Here is a 21,023-nt window from a genome sequence, read left to right as displayed (position 1 = left end):
CGCAATGGCCGCCAATATCGATCAAGAATACGTGAAAACTTGAAATTTCCTGATGGATAAGGCAAGCTGGCCATAGCAGTCGGCAATTTTTGGTGCGTTGCGATTGCAACTCGACTGCGTATTACGCAGTAGAAATATTACACTTGTTTTAGGATGTTGCGGTGGCGAGCATTGAAATCGATCTGGAGGCGCTGCCGGCGACCGAACCTACCGACGGAAAAACACGCCTGATTCTGGCGGGGGAGCAGCTCTTTGCGGAAAATGGCATCAACGGCGCATCCATGCGGGAGATTGCGACGAAAGCCGGCCAGGGAAATCATGCTGCCGTGCAATATCATTTCGGTTCTCGTGAAGGCCTGGTTCGTGCCATTTTCGACTATCGCATGGAGCAGATGGAAGCGGAGCGTGGCGCCATGCTGGAGCGCGCCCGGGCGATGGATCGTCTGAAGGATGCAAGAACTATCTTGGACATCATCCTGCTACCTCAGCTCGACCTTCATGACGCCGACGGCAACCATTCCTATGCGAGCTTCCTGAGCCAATATCTTCTGCAAAGCCGCTCGCCGGAGTTCGGCGATTTTAGCGGATCAGAACCGCCGCATCTAACCGAGGCGCTAAGATTGATGCGAGAACGCGTCGATTATCTTCCCCCGTATGTTGCGCAACGGCGGCTGATCAGCATCAGTCTCATGTTCCTCAACATCCTGATGCGCCATCATGGAACCGATGAGGCCGCGTTCGGCGAGTCCTTCCCGGATGCGCTGGAGGATACGATGGAGCAGATCGTCAGCAGCATGTGCATGCCGCTTCGATTATTGAAACATGGGTTTGAGATAGGTGGTCCGCGAGACATTTCCAGAGCGTGGGGATAGTCTGCATTTACTGCCTTAGAGCTGTTTGGAAAATCAGCTGAGGGGGTTGCGCAACTGGCATGCGGCTGATTCAGGCTTTGCATGTGAACGCAGCAAAGCCGAGAGCGAATGGCCCAGATTGCCAGAAAAACGAAGCGCTATCCGAGCGATCTGACCGACGAGGAGTGGGATCGCCTGGCGCCGTTGATGCCCAAGCCTGGGCGTCGAGGGCGCCCGCGTGAGATCGACTTTCGCGAGGTGATCAACGCCGTGCGCTATCTTGTACGCTCGGGCTGTGGTTGGCGCATGTTGCCAGTCCACAACACCTCTAGCCGTGTCTCAACGATCCGCCACGCGCCATCGATCCGGCGATAGTGATCACGATAGAGGCCGAGAAGCAGGAGCGGGTTAGGATCGGGCTTAGAGGCCGTTTCGAAATCAATCAGATAGCAGCGCCCTTCAGCGATATCTTCACCGGTCAGCTCGATTTGGTGATTGGCGACGACGTGCATGAAGGGATAGTATCCGCGACCGTCGCGATCGAACTGCCGATAGGCGTCGGCCAATCCAGCCTTGATCGCGTCGAGCCCTCGCATCTCCCCGACCGTGACGATGACCCGCGCATCAGCGGCGAAGACGCTGTCGAAAGCCTCGAAGTCACCGCTGTCGAGGCAGTGCGAGTAATGGACGCGCAGTTGGCGGATTTCTTCCACATCGAGCAGCGTGGCTAAACGCGCGTTCATGTCTCCCTTTGCAACGCCGTTCACGCTACGGCCTCGGTCGCGGTGGTTTCGGACCAAATCGGATAATCGGCATAGCTCTTTTCACTTGGTCGGCTTTGAAAGGACATAAGGCTCCCGCTGGCATCACCGCTACGCTGCGTTAGCGTACCGAACTTTGCAAAAAGTCGAGGTAAGCAACGCGTCGGCTGTGGCCATCCTGAGGGCACTTACGAGTACCTCTAACGCGCGTCATAGGCGGGATAGTCGATATATCCGACCATGGTCCCACCGTAGAAAGTGTCCGCATCTGCCGACGCGAGTGGCCAGTCGCGGCGCATGCGCGCGACGAGGTCGGGATTGGAGATGAACGGCTTCCCAAAACCGGCAAGGTCGATGGTCCCATCGGCGATCAGGCTCTCGGCACGTTGGCGATTGAGGCCGCCGGCGAGGATCACCGCAGTGTCTTTCAGGTCCGGTTTCGCGGTGCGGAGAAGCGAGTGGATCTTATCCGAGGTCGTGACTTTTGTGTCGCCACGAATGTCGGAAAAGCCCGACTGGTCCATCACATGAACATAGGCGATCCGCCGTTCGCCGAGCGCTGCCAATAGGGCACCATAGGTCTCGGCGATGTCGTCATAGAGGGGCATGTCGAATAGCTGCCCAAAGGGTGAAATGCGAATGCCCGTGCGCTTGCGACCGATAGCGTTGGTGACAGCATCGACTACTTCTAGAACGAAGCGGAGCCGGTTTTCCAGCGTGTCAGCGGCGTAGCGATCTTTGCGATCGTTCACACCGGGATTTAGAAACTGCTCCAGCAAATAGCCGTTCGCGCCGTGAATTTCGACGCCGTCAAAACCCGCTTCGACAGCATTGCGCGCTGCCTGTGCAAAATCCTCGACGACGCGAGCGACTTCCTCGGTTGTCAGTTGACGCGGCGCGGTCGTGGCGATGGGACCGGCCTTACCGTCCTCGTCATAGCCGTAAGCGGTCGCGCCCTCGGCAATCTTCGAGCTGGCGCTGACCGGATCACGGCCATCGGCCTGAATGGATGGATGGGAGACCCGGCCGACATGCCAAAGCTGGGCGAAAATGCGTCCGCCAACGGCGTGAACCGACTGAGTAGTTAGCCGCCAGCCGGCGATCTGTTCCCCAGAGAAGATGCCAGGATTGAAGAGGTATCCTTGGCCTTCGCGCGAGATGGGCGTGCCTTCTGTGACGATCAGGCCCGCCGTCGCCCGTTGCGCATAATATAGTGCCGTCGAGACGTCAGCGATATCGTCCGGCGCGCGCGAGCGGGTCATCGGTGCCATCACGACGCGGTTGGAGAGGGTGGTGCCGGCAAGGTTGTAGGATTCGAAAAGTGCGCTCAACGTCTGTCCTTGATTGTCAGCGGGGCATTTCGGCCATGTTGGTTTGCGCCTTTAAGTAAGCGCAGGTGCGCGCTGTATAAGTCGCGCCGAGGACGAGGTTTACGTCCGCAGGCTCCGCAATCGCGATCGCACCGCGTCGACGCTGAATGATCCGGCACCGGCGAATACGAGGTAGAGGAACACGAAGCAGTAGAGGATCGCCTCGCTTCCACCATTTGCTCCTGGCCAAAATCCTTTGGAGGCGTGGCTGATGAAATAGCCGATCGCCATCTGGCCTGAGCAGATGAATGCTGCGACACGGGTGAATAATCCGAGCGTAAGCAGGGCCCCTCCGAGCACCTCAATAAGGGCGGCGACGAAAAGCAGTGGAGGAAGCGATCCCTCGAGGCCGGGCTGTGGCACGGGAAAATGGAAGAGCTTCATCAGACCATGCTCCATGAAGAGCAGAGCGGAGATGATGCGCAGAGCGCTGAGGATACGGGGTGCCCAGGCGGACATAGAGAACTCCATTTTACAGCCGTTTGAGCGCTCTGCTTCCGGCAGCTATTATTCAGGCGAGCGGACTGTCGAACGCAGCAGCGCGAGCACGGCGGAAATTACGCCGACGCCGCAGACGCCAACCCATCCATATGTTCCCCAAGCCCAGTTCCCGACCGCAGCGCCCACGGCGACGCCAATCATTGCTGAGGTCATCAGCAATCCGTTGAGGCGGCTGCGTGCGCTGTGATCGAGGTTTGCGATGATGGCTTGGTGCGACACCAGCCCCGCCATGACGCCGAGATCGAACACCAGCGCACCGACGATAAGGACGGGAATGGTCACTGGGAGAATTAGCATCCCAACGAATGCCACCAGTACCAACACGGCCGCCACACGAACGAAGACGTCCGGGTTCCGCTTGTCAGCCAGATGACCGAAAACTGAGGCGCCCATTGCGCCAGCTGCGCCGACGAAACCGAAAGCGCCGGCAGCGGCGGCGCCCATGTTGAACGGCGGTGCGGCGAGAAGGAAGGCGAGCGTTGACCAGAAGGCGCCGAGCGGCAACGCGAGAAGCGCTTGCGTGAGGGCTGCCTTACGCAGACGGGGATGCTCCAGCATGAGGGTGCCCAGACTGCGGATCAGCGACACATAACTGCCCTTCGCGGCGGGTGCGTAGGTCGGCAGAACCCGCCAGAGCGCTACTGCTGTTGCTGCCACAAGGCCCGCCGCCATCCAGTACACTGCGCGCCAGCCGAAGGCTTCACCGACGAAGCCGCTCAGCGTGCGGGACAGCAATATGCCGGTGAGCAGGCCGGTGGTGACGATGCCCACGACCTTTCCCCGGCTGGCTTCAGGTGCGATATGAGCCGCTACCGGTATGAAGTCCTGCCCAAGGCTGCCCAAGACACCGATTGCAACGCCAGCGACGATCAGAAGCGAGAGAGTCGGCGTGATCGCCGCCAGCACCAGCGCCAGCACCATGAGTGCCGATTTCACGAGAATGAGACGCTTGCGCTCGACGAGGTCTCCCAAGGGCGCGAGGAAAAGCATTCCTAGCGCATAGCCGACCTGCGTGAGCGTCGGTGCCAGGCCCGCTTGATAGGACGTGGCACCGAACGCATCCTGCACGAGCGGCAGGATCGGTTGGACGTAATAGACATTGGCGACGCCCGCGCCCGAGGCGAGCGCGAGGAGGAATACGACGCCATCGAGACGTTGCGCTGGCGCGGCCTTACGCGCAGCCAATGCGTTTGAGGTCGTGGTCATGTGAGAACTCCGATCAGGCGAACAGTTCAGCCTGAATGATGCCTCAATTTAATTGACGAAAAATGTCTGCACAATATGGTGATATTTCGAAACAGAGTGGACCAAATGTCGCAAATCAACCATCATGATTTCCGCTGATCACCTCAAGGGGCTGACCGCGTTCGTCCAGGCTGCCGAAGCCGGCAGCTTCACGCTTGCCGCCGTCAGGCTGAACGCCTCAAAGTCAGGCGTGGCCAAAAATGTGTCCCGTCTTGAAGAGCGATTGGGCGTCCGCCTGGTCAATCGAACGACGAGAAGCTTTGCGCTCACTCCGGAAGGCCAACGCTTCTATGAGAGCTGTGTCCGGGCATTGGCGGAGCTTGAGAGCGCGGAGGCGGCTCTCAATTCGGACAGTATCTCGCCACGCGGTCGCATGCGGATCGATATACCTGTCGTTTTTGGTCGACGCTGGGTCGTTCCTGTCCTCCTCGATCTCAGCGCTCGGCATCCGCTGCTGGAACTCGAAATCACACTCTCCGATCGCTTTGTTGATCCCATCGAAGAGGGCATCGACCTCATGGTGCGGATCGGTGAGCTCGACGACAGCGCCACGCTGATGGGCCGCAAGCTCGGCATCCAGGACTCGGTCGTCTGCGCGAGTCCTGACTATGTCGCGGAGCGCGGCGCTCCCCGTACCCTCGATGATCTCGGCGATCACGCATGTATCGCGTTCGGGCGGCATGGTCGGTCTGTTCCCTGGGACTTCCTCATCGACGGAGCCTGGGTGTCGAAGCCGATAAGAGGCCGGCTCTCCTTCAATGACCATGCCGCCATTCACGAGGCGGTGCGGGCCGGTCATGGATTGGGTCTCCTGGCAACCTGGCTGATCGCTGACGATCTTCGAACTGGCCGACTGGTCCGAGTGCTTCCCAATATCGAGTCTCGCGGGTTTTCTATCCACGCCATCTGGCCACAGACCAGACAGGTGTCTCCGAGAGTTCGCGCTGTCGTCGATGAGCTTGTTGGGCGATTTCAGCCGGCACCACCGTGGAGCAGTGCGGGGCGAGTCTCTGTGTAATGGCTAGCCAAACGGCGCGGGGCGATTCTGGAGCGAAGCGCCGTAATGAGGGCCTTACCACCCGATAATCGCACTCTGCTGACTTGCTATATGGCTAGGTGCTCGACGACTAACTGGCCGAGATTTCAACTTCATCCGAATGAAATCCCAGTCGATCGAGCAATGCAGCCCGGGACAGCGCGTCAATGAGGACGCGTAACTTGGGCTGCATATATTTTGAGCGCGGCCATACCGCGTGGATGGGCATCTCACCGCCCATGATCTCATCAAGCACGGTCACGAGCCGTCCTGCACGCAGGTGCTCGGCGATCAGCCAAGTTGGTAGCTGGCATAGGCCGCACCCCGCCAGGACCGCTTGCAGCATGGATTCGCCGTCGCTCAGTTCGTGACGGACGCGAATCTCTTGGGTTCGCGACTGCCCGTCCGCGCTTCGCATCAACCAAGCCGGTCGAGACACTCGACGCCAGCCAATGATGCCGTCGCGCGTGCCAAGCTCTTCAGCAGAGGTGGGCAGGCCTTCGCGAGCAACGTAATCAGGAGAGGCGCAGACGACTACGCGCTGGGTGCCCAGGCGTCGCGCGACGAGGTCGGTTTCGTCATTCAGCTTTCCAATCCTGACCGCCAGGTCGATCCCTTCGCCGATGATATCCGACGTGCGTTCAGTGAACATAACCGAAAAATCGAGTTGGCTATGTCGAGTGGAAAGCTCGGTCAGGACTGGCATGATGTGCCGCCGACCAAAGGCTGCGGGCAGGTCGAGCCTTAATCTTCCGACAGGAACTGCCAATCCAGAAGCCAGACCGCTCTCAGCACCGTCGAGTTGCTCCAGGATCGTCAGACAAGTTGCGAGATATGCTTCGCCATCCGCAGTCAATGTCAGCTTACGGGTGGTCCGGTGAAGCAGCTTTATGCCGAGCCGCTCCTCCAACTTTGTAACGCTTTTACCCGCCGCCGATCCAGTCATACCGAGCGTTGCCGCCGCTGCGGTAAAGCTACCTGATCGGGCAGTCTCTACAAACTCGGCGAGACCCTGAAAGCGCGATGAAGGGAGTGACATTGCAAAATCATACGATGCAATGTCACTCCGTTTCAAGAAATTATGTCTGATTACGCCAGAATGTGCCCATCATTGAGATTGTGCCACTTACGATGCGACCGCGACAGCTTCGGTTCTTGAGCGAGACTTCGAACGACGAATAAGACGGGCCGAAATCAAATTGAAGACGACGGCAAGAACCATGAATGGAACGAGTCCATAAAGCCCGATGCGGAGGGCTCCCGTTCCATAGACTGGCGCTGCCCAGTCACTGATCATACCGACAAAGACGGGTCCACCTCCCAGGCCGATCAGGTTGACAACTAGGAGAAGGAGCGCGCCTCCCGTGCTCCGCTGCGTCGACGGGAGTTCATTTTGAACCAGCGCAGCTGCCGCGGCGAGATAGCCCTGAGAAATCCCAAGTGCGATGCCGATCAGCGGCAGCGCCGTCTGCCAGTGCTGTGCTTCCAATCCTGCGATAAAGAAGGGAATCGCCAGTGCAAAGGCTCCAGCCGGGACAAGGACGTAGGCGCGAGGATCGCGTTTGGCCAAGCGGTCGATCAGCCAACCACTCGCCAGATTACCAAGGCCCATACCGATGACGATCGTAATGCTAAGATAGGTGCCGATCTGATCTAGACGCATGCCGAGGACTCGGATGAGATAGGCTGAGAACCAGCCCATGATCGAGAGATTGGCGAACGCGCCGAACGCGCAGGCCAATGCTGGCACTGCGATGCGTGGCGTACCGTAGAAGGTCTTTACGCACGACCATAAGGATGGCCTATCGGCCGCTCTGCCGGTGTCGAACCCGCCACGAACCGGTTCCTTCACGAGGAGAAAGAACGCTGCCGCGAGCACTAGGCCGGGTAGACCGACGATCAGCATGCTTGCGCGCCAGCCTAGGATTGAAGAACTCCATCCCGCCAGGGCCGACCCGAGACCCAATCCGATCGGAATGCCGAGCGAGAATATCGCGAGCGCCCGGGTTCGGCGCTCGGCGGGAAACATGTCGGAGATAAGTGAATAGGATGGCGGCACGCCGCCCGCTTCTCCGAGTCCGACCCCGATACGGGCCATCGCGAGATGAGCGAAGTTCGTGGCGAGGCCACAGGCAGCACAGCAGACACTCCAGACCGTGCATGCAGCAGTCAGAATGCGGACGCGCGAAGCCCGGTCGGCCAGATAGGCCACAGGCACCCCGAAAACGCTGTAAAAGAGCGCGAAAACAAAGCCGCCCAGCAGGCCTATCTGCGTGTCACTCAGCAAAAGATCATGCTTGATCGGTTCTGCGAGCACCGAGAGGACCTGCCGGTCCATGAAATTCGCGCCGTAGATGAGCGTCATCAAAATCAGGGCGGCTCTTGGCCTGTTTGTGCCGGCGGCTTGTTGCATATACTCTCCCAAGACATTTCTCGACCGGCGGCCAACAATTGGCCGCCTCGGCGACTATGTGCGCCGGCTTTATTGTCAGGCTCCGGCTCTTAAGCCGGACATGGCGAAACGGCAGGCGCCTGAAGGCCTGCCGTTCCGGTTGTTAGGCTTAGCCCTGCAGAAGGTCCCAGACCTCCTTGTCGCGCTCCATCGTCCAGATGCGCGGCCAATCGATGTTATCGAATTCGTCCCAGACGCGCTGCACATCGAAGGGCAGGCAATGCTCGAAGATCGGCCACTTGCCGAACTGCGGGCTGAGCGCGGCATGCGTGCCTTCGAAGGCTTCCTTCAAACTACCGCCCGCCTTGTGAACCTTGCCGACCTCTTCGATCATGACCTTGAGGAAGTGACGGGTCTGTTCGATCGCTGCGTCGGTTGCCTCGACGCCCTTTGCCACCGCGCCACGACCGCCGATCAGGTTCTCGGAGCGGTAAGCCTTGACCGTATCCAGGGTCGTGGACGACCAGTCGAAGTGAAATGCATCGCCGGTATAAAGCGCGGCCTCTGCCTCGACGAGGTCACCAGCGAACAACGTCTTACTCTTCTCGTGCCATGCCACGATGTCGCCAGCGGTGTGACCACGGCCGCAGAACTTCAGCTCTACCGTGCCTCGATCGCCGCCGAGCTCGATCGTGTATTCGTCGGCGAAGGTTTCGGTTGGCCACGTCAGGCCGGGGATTTCCTCGGGCTTCTTGAACAGGCGGGGCATGCGGCCGAACTCGCTGTCCCAGTCCTGCTTCCCGCGCTCCTCGATGAGCTTGCGGGTCGTGTCGCTCGTGATGATATGCTCCGCCTCGAAGGCGCTGGCGCCCAGCACGCGAACCGCGTGATAATGGGTGAGGACGAGATATTTGATGGGCTTGTCGGTGTGCTCGCGCAGTTTCGTCAACCAGTCGCGGGCGGCGGCAGGTGTGGCTCGCGCCTCGAAACAAACGAGGAAGTCCTCACCTTCGATCGCGCCGACGTTCGGATCGCCTTCGGCCGTGAGCGCGTAGACGCCATCGGCCAGAATCTCGAGAGTCTCTTTTTTCTCGGCGAGATCGCCGGCGGATGCGAATGGTTTAGCCATGTACAGGTCCTTTCACGTCAGGCGGCGGTAGAAGCCGCTGGTCTTTGGTTTTGGGTGGGGGAAAGTGTGTCATTCGCGCGGGCGGGCGAGCTCGCCTGACAGCCTATCGACGGGAAAAGGGGCAGCACGTCTTCTTGGAGATCTGCCAGGATTTCCGAGTATGGACGTCTGGTGATCTTCGGATTGAGTGCTGCATGATTCACGCCAGCGCTGCGCGCCGATTCAAGAAACCTTGCCAGTGACCGACTGCCGCTACGGATCCCGGAAGCTAGCCTTTCGAAGGGGTGGTCGCGATCCTTGGTCAGGTCTAGATAACCCGCGATACCGAACGGCCTGAACGTATCGCCAAGGCCGACCTCGTCGACGGTGCGGCGCCAGTCCGCCACTCGATCGGGGATTTTGTCGAGCGGCGGCGTAGATCCGATCATGCCGTCCATGTTTGACGCGACCCATTGCGGAGATTGCTGCGCACGGCCGATGCCCAAGACCGGCACGTGTCCGAAGAGTGGTTTGGGCAGCATATCCAAACCGCCCAAACTGCGTCCGAAACTTGAAGACTCGAAGGTTGGGAAGTTTTGCTCGGCGACGGTGCGATACACTTGGAAGGCGTCGCGGAACCGTTCGCCCCGTGTGTCGAAATCGACATCGAACAGCGGATACTCGGATGGTCGGTCGCCTGACGACAGGCCCAAGAGCATGCGCCCCGCCGAGAGATGGTCCAGCGACGTTACCTGCTTCGCCAGAAGCTTCGGTTCGCGAAGGGGCAGAACGATACCGGCAGTGCCAATCGTGATAGATCGCGTAACCGTTGCGAGCGCGGCGATATAAACCAGCGGCTCAAAGACCTGACCGAGGTCGCCATAGTTCGGGTCGAAAAAAGGAATGTCGCGCATCCAGAGTGCGCCGAAGCCAGCCTCATCTGCGGCAATGGCCATGTCGAGATGGTGTCTCATCGTAGGACCGGGACCGTCGGGATAGGTCTCGAGCGGCATTATGAGGCCGATGGTAAGTTGGTCACGAGCAAACAGCCGCATAAAGCCTGGATGCCGAGACGCATCGACGCACCTCGTCCCGCTATCCAGAATTGATTCGCTGTTGGCGTTCATGGTCATGCCTCTCGCCATCGAATTTAGGCTGACACGTCACAGCGATAACCCGTCCAGCGAGACGGTCATTCCATCCCAGGCGTCCAGAATGGCGGCCACAATTGGCCGGCTGCGAAAACGCAGTATGCTTGCGAAGCAGTCCGATTTGGTCCGATGCGAGGGCGCAGGGCCCTTTTTAGGGCCAGAGCAGGCCGCACAGCCCGCTGACCCGCGCTTCCCAGGCCTTCAAAACGCATTAGCCGATGCCCACTGACTTCATCGCGGTTGCTTTGTTGCAGTCACGGTCGATTCGGAGACTTTGGCCCCCAATCGGTATTGGCTGTCAGCCGAACGACAGCGGGCAGGCAATCGCTCCTGCGCCGCCACGGCGGCCCACTTCGCAAGCGAGCTGTTGTTGGTTGTGGGAGTATTGCGCGATCAAACCGCGCGATGAGGTCCGATCAGCGCCAGATCGGCAGGCGACAGCCGATCGGATGCTGAATCCAACTGATGCCAGTAAGGGTAGAGCAAGGGCGGCCGGCTTACCGCCTCCAGCCGCGCGAACTCGTCATCGCTGAGTGTCAGGTCGGCCGCCTTGAGATTGTCAGCCAGTTGCGCATCGGTTCGTGCGCCGATGACGAGGCTCGTCACGCTCGGCCGCGCGAGCAGCCAGGCCAGCGCGACCTGCGCCGGCGTCACATCGCCGCCACGGGCCTCCGCCACATCGACCAGCACTTCGACAATGTCGTAGAGCGCCTCGACATCTCGCACCGGGGGTTCGTTCCAGTTCGCCGCCTTGCGCGTACCCTCCGGCTCGGGCTTGCCGCGCCGATATTTGCCGGAGAGGAGACCGCCGGCCAGCGGCGACCAGATGACGCCGCCGACGCCCTGATCGACACCGATCGGCAGCAACTCATATTCCGCTTCGCGCGCCTGCAGCGTGTAGTGGATCTGCTGGGCGACGGGACGGATCAGCCCCGCACGCTCCGCCGCTGCGACCATCTTCATGATGTGCCAGCCGGAGAAGTTGGACACGCCAAGATAGCCGATCTTGCCCGCGCGGGTCAGCATGTCGAACGCGGAGAGCATCTCTTCCACCGGGGTCATGCCATCCCATTCGTGGCACCAGTAGATATCGATGTGATCGGTGCGCAGACGCCGCAGGCTGTCCTCGCAGGCGCGCACGATGTGATGGCGCGAGAGGCCGCGCTCATTGGGCCCCTTGGTCCCAGTCGGGAAGCGGACCTTGGTGCCGAGGATCAGCTTCTCGCGACGACCGCCGGTCAGCGCCTCGCCGATGATCTCCTCGGACATGCCGGACGAATAGATATCGGCCGTGTCGATGCTGTTGACGCCGGCATCGATACACATGTCGATCTGCCGCTGCGCGCCTGCGACGTCGGTATTGCCCGTCTTGGCGAAGGCGCCCGATCCGCCGAAGGTCATCGTCCCGAGTGTGAGCGTCGAAAGCTTAAGGCCGGAGCGGCCGAGAAGGCGATAATCCATCATGATCTCCGCGAGGGGCGGCGTCATGCAACGGCCGCGTTAGTGTCGATCTAACGCTGGTCATTCATTCGAGAAAATGAAAAGAATTAAACTTGGTTTTCTCAAAAGCAGAATGATCGATGCAGATATCTCAACTCCGCGCCTTTTGTGCCGTCGCGCAAACCGGTTCGATCACCACGGCTGCGCGCGTGCTCAACAAGGTGCCCTCGAGCATCACCGTGCGCATCCGCCAGCTCGAAGAAGATCTCGGCCGGGAACTCTTTCTGCGAGAGAACAAACGCATGTCGCTGTCACCGGCCGGACGGCAGTTGCTGGATCATGCCCAACAGATCCTCGACCTCACCGACGGGACACGCGCCCTGATGCGTGACGAGGAGACCAGCGGGCCACTGCTGGTCGGCGCGCTCGACGTCGTCCTCGTCGACTATATGCCGCATCTGATCGGCATGATGCGGCAGCGCCATCGCGGTATCAATCTCACCGTGCGCCATCAGGCTTCAGAGGATTTGGTCGCACATGTCGCCGATGGCAGCCTGGACATTGCGCTGACCGAGGGGCCAATCAGTTCCAAGGCGCTCAGGAGCAAGGTCGCCTTCGTCGACGAGATGCTGCTGGTGACCGAGCTGAGCCACAGGGATGTGCATCAGCCGGCCGATCTCGAATGCGGCGAACTATACGGCTTCCGCCACGACTGCTCGTTCCGGTTCCGCATGGATCGCTGGCTGTCGGCCGGCGATCGCCTGGACATGCCGGTCATCGAGATCGAATCCTACCACACCATGCTGGCCTGCGTCAGCGCAGGAATGGGCGCCGCTTGGATGCTGCGCTCCATTCTCAAGACATTGCCGGGCCATCATCAGGTGAAGGCGCATTCCCTCGGTGAGCATGGCCGCACCGAGATCCACTTCGTCTGGCGGGACGGCCATCTCTCACGTAATGCCAAACTGCTGATGGAATCGGCAATGACGGTTTGATGGCCTGTCCCGGTCAACGACCGCCCGCGGTGGCCGATCCAGAACGCACTCGATCAGCGCTGATATGAGGGTTGATAGGCTTTCGCTTTGATTTGCGTGGCGATGTCGTCTGGTCGGGGCACGCTGGCGAGCCCATCGTCATAAATCCGTTCGGCTACGCGACGGGCGACATGCAGCGACGCATCGAGGATTTCGCTTTGCGGAGGATAGATCAGCCCTTCGGCGAGATGGTCCTCGCGAACTTGCTCGGCGACTGCCTGCGCCGCCACGATGAACATCTCCTGCGTCACGCGCCGGGCTTCCGTTGCGTAGATCGCCATGCCCATCGCGGGGAAGATGTAGACGTTGTTCCCTTGGCCGGGGACGAAGCGTTCGCCCTCGATCTCGACCGGACCGAAGGGGCTGCCGCTCGCGAAGACGGCTTTACCCTTCGACCAGCGATAAACCTCCTCGGCCGTGCATTCAGAGCGCGAGGTCGGATTGGAGTAAGGGAAGATGATCGGTCGCTCGTTGAGCTCAGACATCGTTTCGATAACTGTCTGGTCGAACAGCTTAGGTACGGTCGACACGCCGATGATGCCGGTCGGTCGTAGCGACCTGATCGCCTCGACGAAGGTTCCAATCGGTTCATGTTGGATGGCGAACGGCCGCTGAAACGGCGCGATATCGTCACGATTGGCGGTCACAAGTCCATTAACATCGAAGAGGATCGTGCGCTGCCGAGCTTCATCGATGTCCAGTCCCTCCAGCACCATCGCTTGGGCGATCAGCTCGGCAATGCCGGTCGCGGCCGAGCCGGCGCCGAGGAAAAGGAAACGCTGGTCGACGAGCTTGCCCCCGGTGATCCTGAGTGCGCCATACATGCCGGCAAGAGCGATCGCTGCGGTGCCTTGAATATCGTCATTGTAAGTGCAGATCGCGTCGCGGTACCGTTCCAGGATCGGCACCGCGTTGCGGTTGGCAAAGTCCTCCCATTGGATGCAGGAACGCGGAAATAGGTCCTGCGCCGCTCGGACGAACTCGTCGATGAAGGCGTGATATTCCTCATCCCGAACACGGCGCTGGCGAAGGCCAAGGTAGAGGGGGTCGTCGAGCAACTCCTCGTTTTCAGTGCCGACATCGATGGTGACTGGAAGGCAGACCTCAGGCGGCACGCCCGCGCAAGCGGTGTAAAGCGCCAACTTGCCGATCGGGATTCCCATGCCTCCGACGCCAAGATCGCCCAGACCCAATATGCGCTCGCCGTCGGTCACTACGATGAAGCGCACATCCTCGACCGGCCAGTTGGACAGCAGCTCCTTTACCCGTCCCTTGGCGGTGATCGGCAGGTAAATGCCCCGCGCGGCGCGGAAAATGTGGTCGAACTTCTGGCAGGCTTCGCCCACGGTGGGCGTATAGACGATCGGCATGTAGGTCGCCGGATCGGACATGATGACGGCGTAGAAGAGCCGCTCGTTGCGCGCCTGCAAGTCTGAGAGGATGAGATATTTGTTGAGATCGCCCTCGACCTGATCGAGCTCGCCCAGGATTCGCGCCACCTGATGTTCGAGCGAACTGGGCATTGGCGGCAACAGTCCCTCCACCCCGAGCGCACGACGCTCTTCGAGGGTGAAGGCCGTGCCTTTGTTCGTGCGCGGATTGCGTAGGATGGCATAGCCGTCAGCGGTCTTGGGGGCGTTCATATGCACCTCGCGTGAGTGGTCGCTTCCGGCGGGAGGCCCCGACGGCGGGAGATTCGGTCTTGTCGGTCGGAAGGGCGCGGATCAGCGGAGCAGATTGGCTTTTGCCAGTTCCACCACTTCATCACCGCGCCCATTGAGCACGGCCTTGAGCATGTAGAGCGTGAAGCCCTTGGCCATCTCGGTTGTGATCTTGGGCGGCATCGCCATTTCCATTCGCTCGACGACAGCGTCGATCAACACCGGGCCGTCATGGGCAAATGCTTCCGCTATGCCGCGCTCTAGGTCGGCCGGATCCTCGATCCGTATGCCTTTGATGCCGACCGCCTCGGCAAGCGCGGCGAAGTCGGGATTGTCGAACTCGGTGCCAAAATCGACGAAGCCAGATGACTTCTGCTCAAGCTCGATGAAGCCGAGCGAGCCGTTGTTGAACACGACGATCTTGACCGGCAGCTTGAGCTGACGAAGCGAAAGCAGATCGCCCATCAACATCGTGAACCCGCCATCCCCCGAGAGCGAGACGACCTGCCGCCCAGGATACGCCGCCTGGATGCCGATCGCCTGTGGCATCGCGTTCGCCATGGAGCCGTGCCAGAAGGATCCGATCAGGCGACGCTTTCCGTTCATGCCGAGGTAGCGGGCGCTCCAGACCGTGGGAAGGCCGACATCTGCGGTAAACACGGCGTCGTCTGCCGCGTGCTCGCTGATGACCCGAACGACATGCTGGGGATGAAGCCGGCCACCTGCTCGGCCCTGCGCCAGCTTGTCGAGGGAGGCGCGCGCGTCCTTGTAATGGGAAAGCGCCGAGCGAAGATGCTTGTCGTCCTGCTTTTCGACGAGCTGCGGCATCAACGCCTCAAGCGTGTGCTTCACATCGCCGATGAGGCCGAGTTCTACAGAGGTCCTTCGCCCGATCGCTTCCGGCCGGATGTCGATCTGCGCAACGCGCGCCTCGGTTGGATAGAATTGGCGATAGGGGAAGTCGGTGCCCAGCATCAGCAGCGTGTCGCACGAACCCATGGCGTGATAGCCGGATGAGAAGCCGATCAGCCCGGTCATTCCGACATCGAAGGGATTGTCCCATTCGATATGCTCCTTACCGCGCAGAGCATGGACGATTGGCGCCTTCAAAGCGCCTGCAAGCGCCACGACCTCGTCATGCGCGCCCTCAACCCCGCCGCCACAGAGCAGCGTCACGCGGTTGGACGCGTTCAGGATTTCCGCGAGTTGTGCGACTGCCTTGGGCGGCGGAACAACGATCGGCGCCGCAGGGAGAAGCGATCCTGGGGGCGACGATGCCGGACCGACGATTTCCTTGAGAGCAACGTCCCCAGGAATAATAATGACCGACACACACCGCTCGGTCACGGCACGCCGGATCGCGATCTCCATCGCCCGCGGCATCTGGGCGGAGCTGGATACGAGTTCACAGTAGGACGAGCATTCGCGGAACAGTTCTTCCGGGTGGGTTTCCTGGAAATAGCCGGAGCCGATCTCGGCCGAAGGAATATGCGCCGCGATAGCGACCACCGGCACCCGCGAGCGATGCGCGTCGAAGAGGCCGTTGATGAGATGCAGATTGCCCGGGCCGCAACTGCCGGCACATACCGCGAGTTCGCCGGTGGCATGTGCTTCACCGGCGGCCGCGAAGGCAGCCACCTCTTCGTGGCGAACATGGAGCCAATCGATCCCGCCCTTACGCCGGATTGAATCGGTGAAACCGTTCAGACTGTCGCCGACAATGCCGTAGATCCGCTTCACCCCTGCGGCCTTGAGGGTGTTGACCATTTGATCGGCTACTGTCGGCATGGGCTATTCCTTCCAGCTATGGGAATCGATGCAGCTATCGCTCAGCGTAGGGTAACACGCTCGCCGACGACGCGGTTCACGATCCCGAAGTTCACCGCCGTCCAATATTCGGCCGCAGTGACATCCGAGAAGGTCGCCTCGTGTTGGAGGATGACCTGCCAGGCCGGCGATTGCAGATAAGCCTCGACGTCGTTCATCGACGCGAACGACATGAGGGTAACCCCGTCGATCAGGCTCGTTTCGGGGTGATAGAAAGGTTCACCTTCGCTCGTCCCACCAGCATTCTCCAACTGGACGTAGCGATGGACGAGCCAGGCAGTCTCCTCGTGCTCGAGCACGACATCGGCGTGATCGGTCAGCCAGCGCTTCTGGAATTCTGCACGGTCGAGCGCCTTGTCACGAACATGGAGACGGACAAGCGAAATTGCGCCGACGCCCTGTGCCGGAATCCGGACGTGCTGGCGCGCCAAGATTGGCGCGATGTCGCGAAACATGGCCATATCTTCCGGCAAAATCTTCTTCTGGACTCGCGGCGAGCCGAAGACCTGCGCAATCGAGTCAACCGTATCGAAGGTGAGATAGGCCACACCGTCCCAGCGTGGGCGGACGTGCCGTGGGATATGGCCGACAACGGTAGGAAAGAGCTGCCCATTCTCATCAAGAGGCGGGGAGTATGGCTGAGGAAACTGGCTCGAGGGACCGGCCGCCATGCGATGAATTTGGTCATAGCGCAGCAAATGGTCGAGACTGTTGTCCTCGGGATCCTCGGCATGAGTAAAGCGAACCCCATGTACCTTGCGCCAGTATTCGGCCCACTGTTCGAACGACGTGTTTGGATCGCGCCCGAAGATATTCGCTTCAGGCTGCGCGGTCGGATCGTCTACGGGCCTCCCCCCTTCATCCAGAATGTGCCCCTCGCCGCGGCGGCGCTCTGAAAGCGGCACAGAGTCCGCTCGCGACAGAAAGGAAAAAATGACCGTTGATGGCCGGTCACTGGCTTCGATAGTTGGTGGTGCTACGTTGGACATACAGTGAAACTCAACGAAAAGGGCTGTCGCTCTCGTTGAGTTATCGACGAATTTGCTGCGTTCAATGCCGCCAATCTGGAAACAGAGTATACATTCTGTCGCCAATGCGGCTTACGGGGCTGATACTGGCAGCAAATCCCATGAAAACGGACCATCAGGCATCGTCACAGCCGATTGCATCCCCGTGCGACGGAGTGTCCCGCTTTTGCAGCGATTATCATCGTAACGGTCAAAACTAATCTGTCTCGACGACAGGCCCGGACAGCGCAGCTCGACTGGACTTGGAAAAGGCGCCCCCTCCAATCGGAGTGGCGACGCTTCGGATATCGGGAGACGATCGTGGCTGACTATGTACCTGGTTTTGGCAATCACGTAGCGACGGAGGCCGTTCCTGGTGCTCTGCCTATCGGCCAGAACTCGCCCCAGAAAGTGCCGTTTGGCCTTTACGCCGAGCAGCTTTCCGGCACCGCTTTCACGGCACCGCGCGCGGAGAACAAGCGGTCCTGGCTGTATCGTATTCGACCCGCCGCCAATCATGGGGCCTTTCATCGCTATGTCGGCAACGAACGCGTAACTGCCGGATCCTTTGCCGATCCCTGCACGCCGAATCGCCTGCGCTGGAACGCGCTCGAGCTTCCGAGCGGTAAGGTTGATTTCGTCGATAGCCTGGTGACGATTGCCGGCAACGGCGATCCTGGCGCCGGTGTTGGCATCGGCATTCACCTTTTTGCGACGACGGCTTCGATGGAGCGCCGAGTGCTCTTCTCAGCCGACGGAGAGCTGCTGATCGTACCGTATCTGGGTCGGATGCGTATCGAGACCGAACTCGGTGTCATAGAGATCGAGCCTGAGCAGATCGCGGTCGTGCCGCGCGGCGTCCGTTTCCGAGTCATCCTGCCAGATGGTCATGCCTCGGGTTATGTCTGCGAAAATTATGGTGCGCTGTTGCGCCTGCCGGATCTTGGTCCCATCGGATCAAACGGCCTTGCGAACGACCGCGACTTCGAAACGCCAGTCGCCTGGTACGAGGACATCGATGAAAAGTTCGAGCTGATCCAGAAATTCCAAGGACATTTCTGGTCCACGGAACTCGATCATTCGCCGCTGGACGTGGTCGCGTGGCACGGCAACCTTGCGCCTTATCGCTACGATTTACGCCGCTTCAACGCGATCAACACGGTCAGCTACGACCATCCTGATCCGTCGATCTTCACGGTCCTGACCTCGCCGAGCGATCGCGCGGGCACGGCGAATGTCGACTTCGTAATCTTTCCGCCGCGCTGGCTGGTGGCCGAGCATACCTTCCGCCCGCCCTGGTTCCACCGCAACGTGATGGGCGAGTTCATGGGGCTCATCAACGGCGTCTACGACGCCAAGCTCGGCGGCTTCGCGCCTGGCGGCATTTCGCTCCACAACACGATGAACGGGCATGGACCCGATCAGGCCACCTACGAAAAGGCCATCGCGGCCGACCTCGCACCGCACAAGTACGAGAACACGATGGCCTTCATGTTCGAGAGCCGCAGCGTGATTCGTCCAACGGCTTGGGCGCTCGAGGCGCCGTCGTGCCAGCACGATTACGACCATGTCTGGTCCGGTTTTGAAAAGGCAGTTCTCCCGAAATGACTATTTCCGACATCAACGAAACGCACGATGCCGCCCGTACGAGCTGGGTGGACAGCGCTCAGGGTCATGCGGACTTCCCGATCCAGAACCTTCCGCTCGGGGTCTTTTCGGTCGGCGGCGACCAGCCGCGCGGCGGCGTGGCGATCGGCGACCAGATCGTAGACCTGGCGGCGCTGTCCGCGCTTGGCGTTCTCGAAGGTCTCGCGCAGGAGGCTGCTGTCACCGCATCGACAGGCACGCTGAATGCGCTCCTGGCCATGGGTCCTGAACCACGGGCTGCCTTGCGGTTCGCTTTGTCGGCGCTTCTCTCCGACGCGGACCAGCGCGCCTCGGTCGAGCCAGTGCTTGTCGCTCAGGCTGACGCCACGATGCACCTACCGGTCACGATCGGCGACTACACGGACTTCTACGTCGGCATCAATCACGCGACCAATATCGGTAAGTTGCTGCGTCCGGATAATCCGCTGGCGCCCAACTACAAATATGTGCCCATCGGCTATCACGGCCGTGCCTCCTCGGTTTGCCCTTCGGGTGCGCGGGTTATCCGTCCTACGGGGCAGCGCAAGGGACCGGACGACGCGGAGCCGAGTGTCGGGCCAAGCCGCCGGCTCGATTATGAGCTCGAACTTGGCGTCTGGGTTGGTGAGGGTAATGCTCTCGGCGAGCCGATTCCGATCGGGCGGGCGGGCAAGCACGTCGCGGGCCTTTCGATCTTCAACGACTGGTCCGCACGCGATCTCCAGGCGTGGGAGTATCAGCCGCTCGGGCCGTTCCTCTCGAAGAGCTTCATCAGCACGGTGACGCCCTGGATTGTGACGGCAGAAGCGCTGGCTCCTTATCGTGTCGCGCAGCCGCCGCGTCCCGAAGGCGACCCCAAGCCCCTCGATTATCTCTGGGACGAAGCCGATCAGGCGCATGGAGCTTTCGCGCTGACGCTGGAGGTCTTCATTGAGACGGCCCAGATGCGCGAAAAGGGCATCGCCCCGCACAAGCTGAGCAGCGGCCCTGCGACCAGCATGTACTGGACCGTGGCGCAGATGGTCGCGCACCACACGAGCAACGGCTGCAACATGCGACCGGGCGACCTGCTGGGGACCGGGACGATCTCCGGTCCCGACAATGCCAGCTTCGGAAGCCTTATGGAAATCTCCCAGGCAGGAAAGCATGCGTTCACGCTCGAGACCGGCGAGACGCGCACATTCCTGGAGGCTGGCGACCGTATCACCATCCGGGCGACTGCGAGCGCAGAGGGTTATGCGTCGATCGGATTTGGGTCGTGCGTGGGCACGGTCGAGGAGAGGCCGTCGGCATGATGGTGCTCCATGGATATTGGCGATCAACGTCGTCCTATCGCGTTCGTATCGCCCTCAATCTCAAGGGCATCGAATACGACCAGGTCACACATGATCTGCGTACCGGCGAACAGGCCGCTCCTGACTACGTGGCGCTCAACCCCCAGCGTCTGGTGCCGACCCTCGACACCGGAGATGTGTTGCTGACGCAGAGCATCGCGATCATCGAATGGCTGGAAGAGCAGTATCCAGAACCTCGGCTGCTGCCCGAAGCGCCGCACGACCGGGCGGCGGTCCGAGCCATGTCCGATATTGTCGCCTGCGACATCCATCCACTGAACAACGTGCGTGTACTGAATGCCATCAAGAATGATCTGGGCGCGAATGCCACCCAGACGTCGGCCTGGATCTCTCATTGGATCCAATCCGGATTCACGGCGATCGAGGCCCTGATCGAGAAGCACGGCGGAACTTACGCCTTCGGGGACATGCCCACCATGGCCGACTGCTGTCTCGTGCCGCAGCTCTATTCGGCCGAACGGTTCGAAGTCGACGTATCGGCATATCCGCGGATTCTCGCCGCGACCGAGGCCGCATCGAGGCTCCCTGCCTTTGAGAAGGCGCACCCGTCACGCCAGCCCGACGCCGACTGAAACCCGAAACGCGCAAGGGAAGTGCGCGCAAATGAAAATCACCCGCCAACTCGGGAAAACTGAACAGCTGGAGCTTCGTCTGAAAC

General features: G+C 60.5%; 18 protein-coding genes and 1 pseudogene. 7 read left to right on the top strand and 12 right to left on the bottom strand.

The window, feature by feature from the left end; translation table 11 throughout:
• Positions 1–161 precede the first annotated feature (161 nt).
• Positions 162–872 (top strand): TetR/AcrR family transcriptional regulator, encoded by a 711-nt coding sequence (locus tag BMY84_RS22210; protein ID WP_256215362.1) that lies wholly within the window; start codon positions 162–164, stop codon positions 870–872.
• 108 nt (positions 873–980) lie between these two features.
• A pseudogene (locus BMY84_RS22205) lies at positions 981–1,172 on the top strand (transposase); the annotation flags it as partial.
• Here the strand turns inward: BMY84_RS22205 and BMY84_RS22200 are convergent.
• The 4 genes from BMY84_RS22200 to BMY84_RS22185 form a co-directional block, all read right to left on the bottom strand.
• The gene (locus tag BMY84_RS22200) at positions 1,127–1,594 is read right to left on the bottom strand and encodes a nuclear transport factor 2 family protein (protein ID WP_093086651.1); all 468 of its coding nucleotides are present in this window, start codon (positions 1,592–1,594) and stop codon (positions 1,127–1,129) included. The pseudogene BMY84_RS22205 and the gene BMY84_RS22200 overlap by 46 nt on opposite strands.
• Before the next feature lie 218 nt (positions 1,595–1,812).
• On the bottom strand, positions 1,813–2,943 hold the full coding sequence (locus BMY84_RS22195) for an alkene reductase (protein WP_093086649.1): 1,131 nt from the start codon (positions 2,941–2,943) through the stop codon (positions 1,813–1,815).
• Positions 2,944–3,042: 99 nt separating this feature from the next.
• On the bottom strand, positions 3,043–3,441 hold the full coding sequence (locus BMY84_RS22190) for a DoxX family protein (protein ID WP_218147005.1): 399 nt from the start codon (positions 3,439–3,441) through the stop codon (positions 3,043–3,045).
• A 48-nt stretch (positions 3,442–3,489) separates the two neighbouring features.
• Positions 3,490–4,689 (bottom strand): MFS transporter, encoded by a 1,200-nt coding sequence (locus tag BMY84_RS22185; protein WP_093086646.1) that lies wholly within the window; start codon positions 4,687–4,689, stop codon positions 3,490–3,492.
• A 124-nt stretch (positions 4,690–4,813) separates the two neighbouring features.
• Here BMY84_RS22185 and BMY84_RS22180 point away from each other — a divergent pair, with 124 nt between their 5' ends.
• Entirely contained in the window at positions 4,814–5,746 is a 933-nt protein-coding gene (locus BMY84_RS22180) for a LysR family transcriptional regulator (protein ID WP_093086644.1), read from the top strand.
• Positions 5,747–5,855: 109 nt separating this feature from the next.
• Here the strand turns inward: BMY84_RS22180 and BMY84_RS22175 are convergent, their stop codons facing one another.
• From BMY84_RS22175 to BMY84_RS22155, 5 genes are all read right to left on the bottom strand, one after another.
• A complete protein-coding gene (locus BMY84_RS22175) occupies positions 5,856–6,839 on the bottom strand; it encodes a LysR family transcriptional regulator (RefSeq protein ID WP_218147004.1) in 984 nt (327 codons plus the stop codon).
• Positions 6,840–6,890: 51 nt separating this feature from the next.
• Positions 6,891–8,177, bottom strand: a complete 1,287-nt coding sequence (locus BMY84_RS22170; protein ID WP_093086641.1) for a spinster family MFS transporter — start codon at positions 8,175–8,177, stop codon at positions 6,891–6,893.
• Positions 8,178–8,325: 148 nt separating this feature from the next.
• The gene (locus tag BMY84_RS22165) at positions 8,326–9,285 is read right to left on the bottom strand and encodes an MBL fold metallo-hydrolase (RefSeq protein WP_093086640.1); all 960 of its coding nucleotides are present in this window, start codon (positions 9,283–9,285) and stop codon (positions 8,326–8,328) included.
• 17 nt (positions 9,286–9,302) lie between these two features.
• Positions 9,303–10,397 carry a TIGR03571 family LLM class oxidoreductase gene (locus tag BMY84_RS22160; protein ID WP_218147003.1) on the bottom strand — a complete coding sequence of 365 codons (1,095 nt, stop codon included), beginning with the start codon at positions 10,395–10,397 and terminating at the stop codon, positions 9,303–9,305.
• Positions 10,398–10,808: 411 nt separating this feature from the next.
• Positions 10,809–11,903: an aldo/keto reductase gene (locus tag BMY84_RS22155; RefSeq protein ID WP_256215361.1), complete on the bottom strand. Its 1,095-nt coding sequence runs from the start codon at positions 11,901–11,903 to the stop codon at positions 10,809–10,811.
• A gap of 92 nt (positions 11,904–11,995) precedes the next feature.
• On the opposite strand from BMY84_RS22155, the gene BMY84_RS22150 reads away from it, so the two are divergent.
• Positions 11,996–12,850 carry a LysR family transcriptional regulator gene (locus BMY84_RS22150; RefSeq protein WP_093086638.1) on the top strand — a complete coding sequence of 285 codons (855 nt, stop codon included), beginning with the start codon at positions 11,996–11,998 and terminating at the stop codon, positions 12,848–12,850.
• Between the two features lie 53 nt (positions 12,851–12,903).
• On the opposite strand, the gene BMY84_RS22145 is transcribed toward BMY84_RS22150, so the two are convergent.
• The 3 genes from BMY84_RS22145 to BMY84_RS22135 all read right to left on the bottom strand — a co-directional run bounded on the left by BMY84_RS22145 (position 12,904) and on the right by BMY84_RS22135 (position 17,366).
• Positions 12,904–14,532: an NAD-dependent malic enzyme gene (locus BMY84_RS22145; protein ID WP_093086636.1), complete on the bottom strand. Its 1,629-nt coding sequence runs from the start codon at positions 14,530–14,532 to the stop codon at positions 12,904–12,906.
• 81 nt (positions 14,533–14,613) lie between these two features.
• Complete coding sequence (gene poxB / locus BMY84_RS22140) at positions 14,614–16,338, bottom strand: ubiquinone-dependent pyruvate dehydrogenase (protein WP_093086634.1); 1,725 nt, start codon at positions 16,336–16,338, stop codon at positions 14,614–14,616.
• A gap of 41 nt (positions 16,339–16,379) precedes the next feature.
• Positions 16,380–17,366: an EthD domain-containing protein gene (locus tag BMY84_RS22135; RefSeq protein ID WP_093086694.1), complete on the bottom strand. Its 987-nt coding sequence runs from the start codon at positions 17,364–17,366 to the stop codon at positions 16,380–16,382.
• A 339-nt stretch (positions 17,367–17,705) separates the two neighbouring features.
• Here BMY84_RS22135 and hmgA point away from each other — a divergent pair, with 339 nt between their 5' ends.
• The 3 genes from hmgA to maiA are packed head-to-tail and all read left to right on the top strand — an operon-like array spanning position 17,706 to position 20,937.
• Positions 17,706–18,992 (top strand): homogentisate 1,2-dioxygenase, encoded by a 1,287-nt coding sequence (gene hmgA / locus BMY84_RS22130; protein WP_256215360.1) that lies wholly within the window; start codon positions 17,706–17,708, stop codon positions 18,990–18,992.
• Complete coding sequence (fahA, locus tag BMY84_RS22125) at positions 18,989–20,305, top strand: fumarylacetoacetase (protein ID WP_093086633.1); 1,317 nt, start codon at positions 18,989–18,991, stop codon at positions 20,303–20,305. The genes hmgA and fahA overlap by 4 nt, the downstream gene beginning before the upstream one ends.
• Entirely contained in the window at positions 20,305–20,937 is a 633-nt protein-coding gene (gene maiA, locus BMY84_RS22120) for a maleylacetoacetate isomerase (RefSeq protein WP_093086690.1), read from the top strand. Before fahA ends, maiA begins: the two co-directional genes overlap by 1 nt.
• Positions 20,938–21,023: the final 86 nt, after the last annotated feature.

Origin of the sequence: Sphingobium sp. AP50 (assembly GCF_900109095.1) — a bacterium.
In the GTDB taxonomy this organism is placed as follows: Bacteria; Pseudomonadota; Alphaproteobacteria; order Sphingomonadales; family Sphingomonadaceae; genus Sphingobium.
The sequence above is the reverse complement of the archived record's forward strand: the minus strand, read 5'-3'. Positions and strand labels throughout refer to the sequence as shown.

Bases quoted from the DNA above. Each gene is read 5' to 3' on its own strand.
- BMY84_RS22200 (WP_093086651.1), bottom strand. From the start codon at position 1,594: ATGAACGCGCGTTTAGCCACGCTGCTCGATGTGGAAGAAATCCGCCAA.
- BMY84_RS22190 (WP_218147005.1), bottom strand. From the start codon at position 3,441: ATGTCCGCCTGGGCACCCCGTATCCTCAGCGCTCTGCGCATCATCTCC.
- BMY84_RS22185 (WP_093086646.1), bottom strand. From the start codon at position 4,689: ATGACCACGACCTCAAACGCATTGGCTGCGCGTAAGGCCGCGCCAGCG.
- BMY84_RS22180 (WP_093086644.1), top strand. From the start codon at position 4,814: ATGATTTCCGCTGATCACCTCAAGGGGCTGACCGCGTTCGTCCAGGCT.
- BMY84_RS22170 (WP_093086641.1), bottom strand. From the start codon at position 8,177: ATGCAACAAGCCGCCGGCACAAACAGGCCAAGAGCCGCCCTGATTTTG.
- BMY84_RS22165 (WP_093086640.1), bottom strand. From the start codon at position 9,285: ATGGCTAAACCATTCGCATCCGCCGGCGATCTCGCCGAGAAAAAAGAG.
- BMY84_RS22160 (WP_218147003.1), bottom strand. From the start codon at position 10,397: ATGACCATGAACGCCAACAGCGAATCAATTCTGGATAGCGGGACGAGG.
- BMY84_RS22155 (WP_256215361.1), bottom strand. From the start codon at position 11,903: ATGACGCCGCCCCTCGCGGAGATCATGATGGATTATCGCCTTCTCGGC.
- BMY84_RS22150 (WP_093086638.1), top strand. From the start codon at position 11,996: ATGCAGATATCTCAACTCCGCGCCTTTTGTGCCGTCGCGCAAACCGGT.
- BMY84_RS22145 (WP_093086636.1), bottom strand. From the start codon at position 14,532: ATGAACGCCCCCAAGACCGCTGACGGCTATGCCATCCTACGCAATCCG.
- poxB (WP_093086634.1), bottom strand. From the start codon at position 16,338: ATGCCGACAGTAGCCGATCAAATGGTCAACACCCTCAAGGCCGCAGGG.
- BMY84_RS22135 (WP_093086694.1), bottom strand. From the start codon at position 17,366: ATGTCCAACGTAGCACCACCAACTATCGAAGCCAGTGACCGGCCATCA.
- fahA (WP_093086633.1), top strand. From the start codon at position 18,989: ATGACTATTTCCGACATCAACGAAACGCACGATGCCGCCCGTACGAGC.
- maiA (WP_093086690.1), top strand. From the start codon at position 20,305: ATGGTGCTCCATGGATATTGGCGATCAACGTCGTCCTATCGCGTTCGT.